We start from the raw sequence: 14,723 nt of genomic DNA, 5'->3' as shown, positions 1-14,723 counted from the left end.
TCAGTGCTGCTGTGCCAATTCATAGCAGCTATAGGGATTGAACGTATCGCTACGTCGAAAAATTAAAGCTGTGCGACAGCGGCGTTGAGTGCGCGACCAAAGATTTCGGCCACTTCGTCGACCTGCTCGGCGGTGATCACCAGCGGTGGCAGGAAGCGCACCACGCTGCCGTGTCGACCACCCAGTTCCAGAATCAGCCCGCGCTTGAGGCATTCGCGCTGGACCAGCGGTGCCAGACGGGCAAATACCGGCGGATGACCCTGCGCATCGCGCACACCGGCCGGATCGACCAGCTCGACACCCAGCATCAGCCCGCGCCCGCGAATATCGCCCAGTTGCGGGAAGTCACGCTGCAAGGCATGCAAGTGCCTAGACAGGCGCGCGCCCATCGCCGTCGCGTGCTCGCAAATATTGTGTTCCTGAAGATAGCGCATTACCGCCGAACCGGTAGCCATCGCCATCTGGTTGCCACGGAAAGTTCCGGCGTGGGCGCCCGGCAGCCAGGTGTCGAGCCATGACCGATAAACCACCACCGCCAGCGGCAGGCTGCCGCCGATGGCTTTGGACATGACCACGACGTCCGGGATAATCCCGGCGTGTTCGAAGGCGAACATCTTGCCGGTGCGGGCAAAACCACTCTGGATTTCATCGACAATCAGCGCCACACCGGCCTTTTCAGTAATACGCCGCACGCCGCGCAACCAGTCCAGGTCAGCAGGAATGACCCCGCCCTCGCCCTGCACCACTTCAAGAATGACCGCTGCAGGCAACTGCACACCGGCTTCCGGGTCGTTGAGCAGGTTCTCCAGATAATGCAGGTTGGCACGCACGCCCTGTTCGCCGCCAAGCCCGAACGGGCAGCGGTAATCATAGGGGTACGGCAGAAACTGCACGCCTGTGCCGAGCAACGCGCCGAGCGGCTTTTTCGGCCCCAGGCTGCCCATCAGGCTCAACGCGCCCTGGCTCATGCCGTGATAACCGCCCTGAAACGACAGCACCGTGCTGCGTCCAGTGGCAGTGCGTACCAGTTTCAGCGCGGCTTCCACTGCATCGGTACCGGTCGGGCCACAGAACTGTATCTTCGCGTCATCGGCCAGTTGTTGCGGCAGCAGGCCGAACAGGTCCTGAACGAACTGGTCTTTGACTGGTGTGGTCAGGTCCAGGGTGTGCAGCGGCAACTCATCATTGATCACCTGCTGAATCGCTTCGATGATCACTGGATGGTTATGCCCCAACGCCAGCGTACCCGCGCCTGCCAGGCAATCGATGAAGCGCCGCCCTTCGACGTCCTCGACGTGAATGCCCTTGGCTCGTTTGAGCGCCAGCGGGATGCGCCGCGGGTAACTGCGCGCATTGGATTCCTGGCGATTTTGCCGGGCCAGCAATGGCGACTCTTCGAATTGATAGAGCGTTTCAGCCGCTGCCGGGGCAACCCGTGTCAACTGATCATCGATAAGCCTGGTAGCAACTGACATCTGTGCAACCCTCAATACGCTGGTTGAATGACCTGATGCATGACGGTTGGCCATGCGGGTTCAGGCGTTTATTCCTTCCCTTGAAAACGCGCCAGCGAGCTGCGGATTTACACCCGGTTACGAGTTTTTTATCCGCAACGCCAGCGCGCCGACGAGAGGCCGATCAGAGCCCTTCCAGTTCCGCCATCAAGTCCGCCAGACGGTCGAATTTCTGCTCGTCAACCTGCGCTCCGCCAAGGCTTTGCAGATGCTCGGCCAACGCCTGAACGGTGTTGAATTCGAACATCGCCCGCAATGGCACGTTGCGCTGCAACAGCTTCTGCGCACGGGTCACGACCTGGGTAGCGAGCAGCGAGTGCCCTCCCAACTCGAAGAAGTTGTCGGTAATGCCCACCCGCTCGACCTTGAGCACATCGGCCCAGATGGTCGCCAGTTGCTGCTCCATCTCGGTCTGCGGCGCGAGGTATTCCTGCTGCGCCTGACTGACGTCCGGCGCAGGCAGGGCCTTGCGGTCAAGCTTGCCGTTCGGCGTCAGTGGCATGGCCTCCAGAATCACCAGATGCGCAGGCACCATGTAGTCCGGCAGGCTGGCTTTGAGGTGGTTTTTCAGCTCGTCTCGCAGCGCATCGGGATCCTGCGTGGCAGCGCTTGGCACCAGATAGGCCGCCAGCACTTTGCCCAGCGGACCGTCGACGTCCAGCACCACCGTCTCGCGGATCGCCGAATGCTCCAGCAAGCGGGTTTCGATTTCGCCCAGCTCGATGCGATAACCGCGAATCTTCACCTGATGGTCGACCCGGCCGACGTATTCCAGCACGCCGTCCTTGCGCCGCCGCGCCAGGTCACCGGTGCGGTATAGACGCTCGCCCGGTGCACCGAACGGATGCGGCACGAACACCGGCACGCTGCGCGAGGGATCAGCGACGTAACCACGGCCGACCCCGGCCCCGGCCACGCACAGCTCACCCACTGCGCCCAGCGGCACGAGGTCCAGCGCTTCGTCGAGCAGGTACAGGCGGTTGTTGTCGGTCGGCGAACCGATCGGCAGATAAGCGCTGCATGTGGACGCTGCATCAACGCGGAAGAACGCCACGTCGTCGGAACACTCAGCCGGGCCATAGGCATTCACCAGCCCGATCTGCGGGTAGCGTTGCAGCCACTGGCTGGCCAGCTCGGGCGGCATGGCTTCGCCTGTCGGCAGCATCCAGCGCAGACTGTCGAGCGTTGCCTGTTGCTCGGCGAGCAGGCCGGTTATCAGCGACGGCACGCTTTCCAGCACGCTGATGCGCTGGGCCTGCACATGCGCCAACAAGGCCTGCGGGTCGCGGGCGATGTCGTTCGGGACAATGTCCACCCGCGCGCCAAACAGCGGCGCAGCGAGGAACTGCCAGACCGAGATGTCGAAACTCTGCGAAGCGGTCTGGGCGATGACATCTCTTTCGCTCAGGCTCAGATATGGCACCTTGCTCAACTGGTTATTGAGCATGCCGCGCTGCTCGACCATCACGCCCTTCGGCAGCCCGGTGGAGCCGGAGGTGAAGATCACGTAAGCGAGGTTGTCCGGTGCGCTGTAGCGGCCGGGGTTGTGCTGCGCTGATTCGCTCTGCTGCACAGTTTCCCAGACCAGCAACTGCGGACGAGCGGACTCGGGCAGCGCTTCAAGTAGCGCCCTGCCCTGTTCCAGACATTGCGCGCTGCACACTAGCAGCGGCGTGCCGCTCTGGCCGATGATGCCGCTCAGTCGCGAATCGGGCAGCGCCGGGTCCAGCGGCAGGTAACCGCCACCGGCCTTGAAGCTGCCGATGATCATGCCCGGCAGTTCAACGCCACGCTCGGCGAGCAAGGCAACCGGCTGATCGAAACTGACACCGGCCTCGATCAGGGCATGGCCCAGACGGTTGCTGGCAATATTCAGCTCGGCATAACTGAGCTGGCGATCCAGGCAACTGACCGCAATGCGCTGCGGATGTGCTTCGACCTGCGCTTCGAACAGCTCGACGTAGCTTTTATCCAGCGGGTACGCGTGCTCGCTCTGGTTGCAGCCCTCGATCAGGAACGTGCGCTCCTGCTCGCTGACCAGTGCCAATTCGCTCATGTCGCCGTGGAAGCCCTCGATCAGCGCCAGCAGCAGACGCTTGAACTCGCCGAGCATGTTCTGCACGGTGGACTCATCGAAATAACGCTGGTCGTAAGACAGATGCAGGCTCAGGTCATCACCCGGATAGCAGACGGCCGTCAGCGGATAGTTGGTGTGGGTGCGACCGGAATCCGACGTGGCGTTGAGGCTTTGCGCACGGTCGAGCACCGAAACTTCCACCGGCGCATTCTCGAACACGAACAGGCTGTCGAACAGCGGCTGGCCTTTGGGCAGTTCGCTGTTTTCCTGAATGGTCACTAGTGGCAGGTATTCGTACTCGCGCAGTTGCATGTTGCTGTCCAGCAACTGGCTCAGCCACTGGCGCACGCTGCAACGCTGATCGTCGCCGGGCATGCCGACGCGCAGCGCGATGGTGTTGATAAACAGCCCAACGGTGCGCTGCATTTGCGGCAGTTCCACCGGACGACCGGCCACCGTGACGCCGAACACCACGTCGCGATCACCGCTCATGCGCCGCAGGGTCAAGGCCCACGCTGCCTGGGCGAAGGTGTTGACGGTCAGTTGATGCTGCTGCGCCAGCTCGCGCAGTCGTGCGCCGTCGCGTTCATCAAGGCGGGTATAGCAATCGCCCACGACCATGCCGCCGCTGTCGCCCGCATGTTCACGCAGGAACGGCCGGTCGCTGGGGATCGGCGTCGGCCGTTCGAAGCCGCGCAGGTTGTCTTGCCACCAGTCACGCGCCTGCGTCAGGCCACGGCGTTGCAGCCAGCCGATGTAGTCGCGATAACGCGGGGCAGGCGTCAGTTGTGCTTCACGACCTTCGCCCAGCGCAGTGTAGATATCGAAGAAGTCGTTCATCAGCAGCGAACGGCACCAGGCATCGATGAGGATGTGGTGGTTGCTCATCATGAACCAGTAGCGCGCTTCATCGACGCGAATCAGGCGCAGGTGGAACGGCGGCTGATCGAGCAGGTTGAAATCGGCCTCGCGCTCGGACTTGAGCAAGGCCTGCAAACGCGGCTCCTGCTGGTCCTCCGGTACATCACGCCAGTCCAGATAATCAATCGGCGTGCTACCCGGCTTGTGGATGACCTGCAGCATGGTTTCGCCGATGTCCCAGCAGAACGAGGCGCGCAGCGCTTCATGACGGGCGATCACCGCCTGCCAGGCCTGGGCGAAACGCTCCGGGTCGAGCGCGCTGTTGATGCGATAGCGGTCCTGCATGTAATACAGGCCGGTGCCCGGTTCCAGCAGGGTGTGCAGCAGCATGCCCTCCTGCATTGGTGTCAGCGGGTAGACGTCCTCGATGTGCGTCGCAGCGACCGGCAGTGCGTCGAGTTGCGCCTGATCCAGATCGGCCAGCGGGAAGTCCGAAGGCGTCAGGCCACCGCTGCCATCGCTCAGGCAATGGGCGATCAGCGCCTGCAACCGGGTCAGGTAATCCTGCGCCAGCGCTTCGATGGCCGCGGGTTGATAACGCTCGGCACTGAAGGTCCAGCGCAGCAGCAGTTCGCCGCCATACACCTGGCTGTCGATGCTCAGCTCGTTGGGCAGCGGCGCATGCGGATCGTGGGCCGCGCCCGCTGACTCTTCCAGCGGACGGAACAACGCATCGCTGGCGAAGCTCTGGTCGAACTGACCGAGGTAGTTGAAGGTGATCGGTGCCACCGGCAGCGCCTGCATGGCGGCTTTGCTGGCACTGTCGGCCAGATAGCGCAGCACGCCATAGCCCAGGCCTTTGTGCGGCACCTGACGCAGCTGCTCCTTGATCGCCTTGATCGACTCCCCCGGCGCTGCATCGCCAGCCACTGCTGGCGTGAGGCGCAGCGGATAAGCGCTGGTGAACCAGCCGACCGTGCGGGTCAGGTCGATGTCGTCAAACAGGGTTTCGCGGCCGTGCCCTTCCAGCTGGACCAGCGTCGATGGTTGCCCGCTCCAGCGGCAGACCACTTGCGCCAACGCCGTCAGCAGCAGGTCGTTGACCTGAGTGCGGTATGCGCTGGGTGCCTGTTGCAGCAGTTGTCGGGTACGTTCGGCATCCAGCCGCACGCTGACGGTTTGCGCATGACGATTCTGCTGGCCGCCCTGCGGGTTGTGGCACGGCAACTGCGCCACTGGACCGCCAAGCTGACGCTGCCACACGTGCAGCTCTTCACGTAACGATTCGTTACCCGCGTAGGCCTGCAAACGTGCGGCCCAGTCACGGAACGCACTGGTCTTGGCGGCAAAGCGCACTGGCGTTGCTTCGCTCAACTGTCGATAGGCAGTTTGCAAATCGTCGAGCAGCACCCGCCACGAAACGCCATCGACCACCAGGTGGTGAATGACCATCAGCAGACGTTGCTGACCCTGCGGACCATCGACCAGCAAGGCGCGCAACAGCGGGCCGTTTTGCAGGTCGAGGCTGCGCTGGGTGTCGGCGTACAGCGCGGCACATTCGGCCATGTCGGCGACCTGCGCCTGTATTAACAGGGTTTCGGCGGTGACGGCGCGGTGCTCGGCCTGCCATTTGCCGTTTTGCCCGGTGAAGCTCAGGCGCAGTGCGTCATGCTGTTCGAGCAGCGCCCGCAGTGCCTGCTCCAGCAGACGCGGGTCGAGTGCATTGATCGGTTCCAGCACCAGCGACTGGTTCCAGTGCTGACGCTCGGGGATCGGCGTGTCGAAGAACCAGTGCTGGATCGGCGTCAGCGCGGATGCGCCTTGCAGTAGGCCCTGTTCGGCCTGAATCAGTTCGCTGGCGGTCGCCACGGCGGCCAGGGTCTGCACGGTCTGGTGCTGGAACAGATCACGCGGGCTGAAATGAATACCCACCTGACGCGCCCGGCCGACCACCTGAATCGACAGGATCGAATCGCCGCCCAGTTCGAAGAAGTTGTCGTTGAGGCCGACTTTCTCCACATTCAGCACCGCACACCAGATCGCTGCCAGCTGTTGCTCCAGTTCACTGGCCGGGGCTACGTAATGCTGACGATTGAGTTCCGGGTCCGGTGCAGGCAATGCGCGTCGGTCGAGCTTGCCGTTGGCGGTCAGCGGCATGCTGTCGAGCAGGATCAGGTGAGTTGGCACCATGTAATCCGGCAGTTGCGCCTTGAGGTGCGACTTGAGCGATTCACGCAATTGCGCCTGCTGCTCGTCGCCCTGCCCGGCCACATCACTGACCAGATAACCCGCCAGTTGCTTGCCCGACGGCGTGTCCAACGCCAGCACCACGGCTTCGCGGATGGCCTCGTGTTCCAGCAAACGGGTTTCGATTTCCCCCAGCTCGATACGGAAGCCACGAATCTTCACCTGATGGTCGATACGCCCCAGATATTCCACCAGCCCATCGGCGCGCTGGCGCACCAGGTCGCCGGTTCGATACAGACGCCCGCCGTTGCTGGCAAACGGGTCGGCCACGAAGCGCTCGGCGCTCATGCCGGGGCGCTGATGGTAGCCCTGCGCCAGACCGGCACCGCCGATATACAGTTCGCCGCTCGCGCCCTGTGGCACCAGGGCCAGATCGGCGTCGAGAATATAGGCAACCCGCGCCCCGACCACACGACCGATCGGTACGCTGGCTTCGCCCTCTTCCAATTGCTGCGGGGCCAGGCTGGCCAACGGCATGACCACGGTTTCGGTCGGGCCATAGGCGTTGAACAACAGTTCCGGCTGGAAGACTGCGCGAATACGCTGCAAGTGTTCACCGGTCAGCGCTTCACCGCCGGTGATGCACATGCGCACCGGCAAGGTCTGGCCTTGAGTGGCCAGCCACTGCGCCAACTGGCTGCCATAGCTGGGGGTGAAGCCGAGAATATTGACCTGCTGCTGGCGAATCAGCGTGCAGATTTCTTCGGCGTCCCACTGGCCTTGGGCGCGCAATACCACGCGCGCACCGCTGAGCAGTGGCACCAGCAGGCGCTCAGTGGCGGCATCGAAGTTGATCGAATAGAAATGCAGTTCGCAGTCATCGGGCTGCATGTCGAAGCGACGAATCACCGCCTGACAATGCATGGCGATTTCACCGTGGGACACCACCACCCCCTTGGGCTTGCCGGTAGAGCCGGAGGTGTAAATCAGGTACGCCTGATGCTGCGGCAGGCTGATAAACGGCAGTTCATCGGTTGAGAAAGACGCCAGCAGCGGCTGATCGTCTTCCAGGCACCAGCGGGCCACACCGGCAGGCAGCTCGCCCAGCGCGGCAAACAGCGCACGGTCGCTCAACAGCAGGCCGACGCCGCTGTCTTCGATCATGTAGTGCAGGCGTTCCAACGGATATTCCGGGTCCAGTGGCACGTAGGCACCACCGGCCTTGAGGATCGCCAGCAGGCCGACAACCATATCCAGCGAACGTGGCAGCGCCAGGCCGACGCGAACCTGCGGGCCGACGCCGCGCTGGCGCAGCATTCCGGCCAGTTGGTTGGCGCGGGCGTCCAGCTCGGCGTAGCTCAGGGTTTCCCCGGCAAAGGTCAACGCAGGCGCATCTGCGCGCAGCCGGGCCTGTTCGGCGAACAGGCTGTGAATGCACTGATCAAGTCGTTGTTCGCCGGCTTCGACGCCGAGGCTGTCGAGCAGTTGCTGACGCTCGTCGTCCTGCAACAGCGGCAGTTCACTCAGGCGCTGTTGCGGGTCGGCGAGCAGTGCTTGTAGCAGGTTCAGCCAGTGCTCGGCCATTTGTGCGATGCGCGGCTCGTCGAACAGATCGGTGCTGTAGGTCAGGCAGCAACCCAAGCGGTGATCCAGCTCAGTGACCTCCAGGTTGAGGTCGAATTTGGTGGCACGCGCATCGTTGACCAGATAGTCAACGGTCATGCCCGCCAGCTCGCGACTTTGCTGGAATTCCCAGCGCTGCACGTTGCACATCACCTGGAACAGCGGGTTGTAGGCCGCGCTGCGTGGCGGTTGCAGGGCTTCGACCAGATGATCGAACGGCAGGTCCTGATGCGACTGGCCTTCAATGACGGTGTGACGAACCTGTTCGAACAGCTGCGCAACGCTCATTTGCCCGTCAAGCTGCACGCGCAGCACCTGGGTGTTGAGAAACACGCCGATCAGCCCTTCGCTTTCCGGACGGATGCGGTTGGCCACCGGCGCACCGATGCGCAGGTCATTCTGGCCGCTGTAACGGTAGAGCAGCACCGCCAGTGTGGCGGTCATGGTCATGAACAGGGTCAAGCCATTGCGGGCGTTGAACGCGCGGACTTTCGCGGCCAGTTCGGGATTCAGGTCGAAACGGTACAGTTCGCCCTGATGACTTTGTACCGCTGGGCGTGTCCGGTCAGCGGGCAGTTCCAGCAGCGGATGCTCGTTACCCAACTGCGCGGTCCAGTAATCCAGCTGGCGCTGGCGCTCGCCCGCCTCCATCCACTGACGCTGCCAGACACTGTAATCCAGATATTGCACCGCCAGCGGTTCCAGCGGCGACGGCTTGCCTTGCAGAAATGCTTCGTAGAGCAGGCCCAGTTCGCGGGCGAAAATGTCCATCGCCCAGCCTTCGGTGACGATGTGGTGCAGGGTCAGAACGAAGTAATGCTCAAGATCACCCGCCTTGACCAGACAGGCACGCAGCAGCGGACCGGTCTCCAGATCAAAAGGCTGATGCGCCTCGCTGTCGGCCAGTGCCTGAAGGCGCTGCTGACGAAGCTCGGCAGGCAGCGCTGAGTAATCCTGCCATTGCACGCGCAGGCCAGTCTGTTCGCTGACCTTCTGGCAGGCTACGCCGTTGACGCTCGGGAAGGTGGTGCGCAGGGTTTCGTGGCGCAGGATCAAGGCTTGCAGCGCGGCTTCGAAACGTTCGATATCGAGCACGCCGTTCAGGCGTGCCATGCCGCCGACGTTGTACGCCGGGCTGTCCGGTTCCATCTGCCAGAGGAACCACATACGCTGTTGCGAATAGGACAGCGCCACCGGTTGACTGCGGTCGACACGGGCAATCGGTTGCAGGCTGCTGCGTTCGCCCGACAGCTGAATGGTTTGAACCTGTTCGACAAACGCGCCCAGCTCGCTGGCTTCGAACAGCGCACGCAACGGCAAATCGATATCGCAGGCCTGACGCACCCGGGAAATGATCTGCGTGGCCAACAACGAGTGCCCGCCCAGCTCGAAAAAGTCGTCGCGCAGGCTGACGCGCGACACGCCCAGCACTTGGCGCCAGACAGCGGCAATCTGCTTTTGCAGGTCGGTTTGCGGCTCGACATGCTCGCGAGTCTGCCATTGCGGCTCGGGCAAGGCGCGTCGATCCAGCTTGCCACTCGGGCTCAGCGGCATGCTGTCGAGGCGCACCAGCTGCGCCGGGACCATGTAATCCGGAAGTTCCAGAGCCAGCGCCGATTTGATGCGCTCGGCCTGAACATCCTGCCCGGCTTCGGCAGTGTAGTAACCGATCAGTTGCGGGCCGGCGGCGGTTTCGCGCACCAGCACGGCAGCATGACCAACACCCGGCTGGGCCAGCAGACGGGCTTCGATTTCCTGCGGTTCGACGCGGAAGCCACGCAGTTTGACCTGCTGATCCAGACGCCCAAGGTATTCCAGCGCACCGTCAGCGGCCCAGCGCACCAGGTCGCCGGTGCGGTACAAGCGCTCACCCGGCTGGCCCAGCGGATCGGCGATAAAGCGCTCGGCGGTCAGGCCCGGACGATTCAGGTAGCCACGCGCCAAGCCGATGCCACCGATGCACAGTTCCCCGGCAACCCCACGCGGCAGCGGGTTGAGCTCGCTGTCCAGCACCCGGCACAGCACGTTACCCAGCGGACGACCAATCGGTGAACGCAGGCCGTCGCTAACCTGACATTGCCAATGGGTGACGTTGATCGCAGTTTCGGTCGGGCCATAACGGTTGTGCAGTTGTACGCCCGGCAGATGCTCCAGCACCCGGTTGCGCAGTTCGCTCGGCAATGCTTCGCCGCCAGAGAACAGGCGACGCAGGCTGGTGCATTGCTGCGCCAGCGGCTCGTCGACAAACAGCTGTAACAGGGGCGGCACAAAGTGCAGCGTGGTCACATTGTGCTCGTTGACCAATTGCGCGATGCGATGCGGGTCGCGGTGTTCGCCGGGGCCTGCCAGCAGAAGGCGGCAACCGGTAATCAGCGGCCAGAAGCATTCCCAGACCGACACGTCAAAGCTGATCGGTGCCTTCTGCATCAGCACGTCGCTTTCATCCAGCCCATAAGTGTCCTGCATCCATTGCAGGCGCTCGGCCAGTGCCGCGTGGGTGTTGCCGACGCCTTTGGGCTGACCGGTGGAGCCGGAGGTGTAAATCACGTAGGCCAGGTTGTCGCCGTGCAGGTGCAGGCCCGGCGCGCTGACCGGCCAGTTGTCCAGGTGCAGCATGTCCATCGCAACCGTGCAGACCCCGTCTGCGCTCGGCAGGTCGCCGAGCAGATGGCTCTGGGTCAACAGCAGCTCAACCCCGCTGTCTTGCAGCATGTAGGCCAGTCGTTCAATCGGGTAATCCGGGTCCAGCGGCACGTAGGCGCCCCCGGCCTTGAGGATTGCCAACAGACCGATCAACAGTTGCGGCGAACGCTCGGCGGCGATTGCCACCTTGACGTCCGGGCCGACGCCCTTGTCGCGCAGGTAATGCGCCAGACGGTTGGCCTGGGTATGCAGGCTGGCGAAATCGAGGCTGCCGCCCTCCCACACCAGCGCGATGCGCTCGGGAGTCTGTAGTGCCTGACGCTCCAGCATTTCAGGCAGCCAGACGTGTGCAGGCGTGCAGTCGGCAGCGCTCCACTGCGCCTGTTCGGCCAGCTCGTCAGCGCCAAGTAATTGCACGTCGCCCAGCGCGACCTGTGCCTGCTGACTGACCTGGGTCAGCAACTGAACGTAGTGCCGCGCCAGACGCACGATGGTGTCGCGCTCGAACAGCTCGTCGGCGTAGTCGAAGGACAGATTGAGGCGACCGTTACGGTCTTCCTCGCTGTGCAGTTGCAGGTCGAACTTGGCCTCGCGGCTGTGCCACGGCAGTTCTTCGGCGAGCAGCCCCGGCAGGCGACGCAATGCGCCGAGGTCGCGTTGCTGGTGGTTGAACATGACTTGAAACAGCCCGTGTTCGCGGGCCTGCGGAAACGCTTCGACCAGTTGTTCGAACGGCACGTCCTGATGCGCCTGAGCGTCCAGCGCGGCCTGGCGGGTCTGGGCCAGCAGTGTGGAAAACGGCAGGCGCGGATCGAGTTGCGCACGCAGCACCAGGGTGTTGATGAAGAAGCCGATCAGGCCCTGGGTTTCATGACGAGGACGGTTGGCACCGGGCACGCCGATGCGAATGTCGGTCTGCCCGCTGTAGCGATGCAACAAGGCCTGGAAGCCCGCCAGCAAGAGCATGAACGACGTTGATTGCCAGGCTTGCGCGGTGTTGCGTACGGCGGCGCTCAGCTCGGCACTCAGGCGCAGGCTGTAACGCGAAGCGCTGTGCTGCTGATGTGTCGAGCGCGGACGATCAGTGCTCAATTCCAGGGTTGGCTGCTCATCGCCCAGTTGCTGCTTCCAGTAGTCGAGCTGGCGCTCGGCCTCGCCGTTTGCCAGCCATTCGCGCTGCCATTGGCCATAGTCGGCGTAACGCAGTGGCAGAGGTGCCAGTTCCAGTGGCTGCCCCTGAACAGCCGACGCATAGAGCCGCGAGAATTCGTCGATCAGCACATTCAGCGACCAGCCATCGGCAATGATGTGGTGCAGCGTGACCAGCAACTGATGCTCTTCCTCGTCCAGTTGCAGCAGCGTAACGCGCAGCAACGGGCCGTTTTGCAGATCGAATGGCAGACGCGCCTGCTCTTCGCGGATCGCCAGCGCACGCGTCTGGCGTTCGTCGCTCGGCAGGTCGCTGATATCCAGAGTGTCGAAATGGAACTCACCGGGCGCGTCGATGCGCTGCAGGGCGACACCGTCATGCTCGTAGAAGCGCGTACGCAGCGATTCATGGCGCTCGATCAGGCGCTGGAAGCTGGTACGCAACGCCGTGGTGTCCAGTTCGCCACGCAGGTACAGACCACCGGGAATGTTGTAGGCGCTGCTTTGCGGGTCAAGTTGCCAAAGGAACCACAGGCGGTTCTGTGCCAGCGATTGTGGCAGATGCTCGTTGCCCGGCAGGCGGACGATAGCGTTCTGCGTCTGGCTGTCGCCTTGCGATGCGGCGATTTGAAGCGCTTCGATCTGCGCCGCAAAGGCGGCCAGCGTCGGCGCTTCGAACAGCAGGCGCAGGTTCAGGTCGATGCCCAGTGTTTCACGCAACCTTGCCACCACTTGGGTGGCGACGATGGAGTTGCCGCCCAGCAGAAAGAAATGATCGTCGGCGCTGACCTGCTCACACTGCAAATGCTCGCACCAGACACTGGCGATCTGCGCTTGCAGGTCCGATCCTGTGCTCAGGGTCCGGTTTTGATGCGTTGTATTGTTCGCGGGAAACACCGCGTAACTGTCCAGGCTGCCATCGGCCAGACGCGTGCGGCAGGCCGAACGTTGCAACTTGCCACTGGAAGTTTTGGGCAGAGCGCCCGGATTGAGCAGCACCACAACGCTCGGCGCCTCCTGAAACGCCTCGGCAACGGCTTGGCGAATGATCTTGATCAGCGCCTCGGCGGACAGTATTTTCTGCACGCTGCGGCTGACCTCGGCGGCAATGCCGATGCCTTCGCTACCGTCCTGATTGACTGCGAATGCCGCAATACGGCCTTTGCGTACCACATCGACCTCGCGCTCGACGACTTTCTCGATGTCCTGCGGGTACAGGTTGTGGCCACGGACGATCAGCATGTCTTTCAAACGACCGGTGATGTACAACTCGCCATGCCGCTGAAAGCCCAGGTCGCCGGTACGCAGCCAGGTCTGGCCGTCATGCTGGACGAACGCCTTGGCGGTGGCTTCAGGGTTGCGCCAGTAACCGTGGGCGATGCTCGGCCCGCTGGCCCACACTTCGCCGATACGGTTTTCGTCCAGTACTTGCAGTGTGGCGGGGTCGGCAATCAATACGCCATGCCCCGGCTGGCCGGTGCCGCAGCTCATGACTGGCTGACCGTCGCCCAACTCTGCCACATTGCGCGCCAGCGCCTGCGCATTCAAACGCAACGAAGGAATGCCTTTGCCGCGTTTGCCACCCGCTACATACAGCGTGGCTTCGGCCAGCCCATAGGAGGCCATGAAGCTGTCCGGCGTGAAGCCGCAACTGGCGAATTTATCGGCAAACGCATTCAGGCTGTCTTCGCGGATAGGCTCGGAGCCGGAATACGCCACGCGCCAGCGACTCAGGTCAAGCCGCTCCAGCGCAGAATCACTGACCCGCGCGCTGCACAGCTGGTAGGCAAAGTCGGGCCCGCCGCTGATGGTGCCGCCGTATTCGCTGATAGCTTCCAGCCAGCGCAATGGCCGCGTGAGGAAGTAAGCCGGGGCCATCAGGATGCACGGAACGCCGCTGAAAATCGGCTGCAACAAGCCGCCGATCAGGCCCATGTCATGGTACAGCGGCAGCCAGCTGACGATCACGTCGTCCGGATTGACGTCGATGCCGAAGCCATGACGAATCAACAGTTCGTTGGCAACCAGGTTGCCATGGCTGACCTGCACGCCCTTGGGCAAGGCGGTCGAGCCCGAGGTGTATTGCAGGAAAGCGATGTCGTCGGCCTGCAATTGTGGCCCCTGCCAATTGTCGGCAGACGCACTGTCCAGCGTATCGACGCAGAGCAGTTGCGGGGCATCGGCAGCAGCCAGCTCATCCATCTGCAGCAAGGCGGGCTGCAGGTCGGAACCGGTCAGTACCAGCCGTGGCTCGGCATCGGCGATGATCGACAGCAGCCGTTCCTGATGATGACGACGATTGGATTCCGGCGGGTAAGCCGGCACCGCAATGACCCCGGCGTACAGGCAGCCGAAAAACGCAGCGACATAGTCCGGCCCACTGTGAAACAGCAGAATTGCCCGATCACCCGGCACGGCTTGACGTTGCAGCGCAGCAGCGATGGTCCGCGCGCGCAGGTCCAGGTCACGGTAGGTCAACACCAGCCCCTGGTCTTTCTCGTCGGTGAGGAAACGCAGCGCCAGCCGATCCGGCGTGTGCAAGGCGCGACGCTGAAGAGCCTGGGCCAGAGTGTCGGGGAGTTCAAACGCATCCATGATGGAGTTCCTGCTAGATTCGGCGTGCCAGATAAGATCTGAATTTCAAAAAAAGACACGCGCCCTGCTGAGAG

At 63.0% G+C, this 14,723-nt stretch carries 2 protein-coding genes; both read right to left on the bottom strand.

Annotation, left to right across the window (positions count from 1 at the left end; genetic code table 11):
- Positions 1-62: 62 nt before the first annotated feature.
- A complete protein-coding gene (locus LJU29_RS10310; RefSeq protein ID WP_257112240.1) occupies positions 63-1,475 on the bottom strand; it encodes an aspartate aminotransferase family protein in 1,413 nt (470 codons plus the stop codon).
- A gap of 163 nt (positions 1,476-1,638) precedes the next feature.
- The gene (locus LJU29_RS10305; RefSeq protein ID WP_306459397.1) at positions 1,639-14,649 is read right to left on the bottom strand and encodes a non-ribosomal peptide synthetase; all 13,011 of its coding nucleotides are present in this window, start codon (positions 14,647-14,649) and stop codon (positions 1,639-1,641) included.
- Between the last annotated feature and the right edge of the window lie 74 nt (positions 14,650-14,723).

It is taken from the genome of Pseudomonas ficuserectae (genome assembly GCF_024584585.1).
Classification (GTDB): domain Bacteria; phylum Pseudomonadota; class Gammaproteobacteria; order Pseudomonadales; family Pseudomonadaceae; genus Aquipseudomonas; species Aquipseudomonas amygdali.
This window is presented reverse-complemented; position numbering and strand designations above follow the sequence as displayed.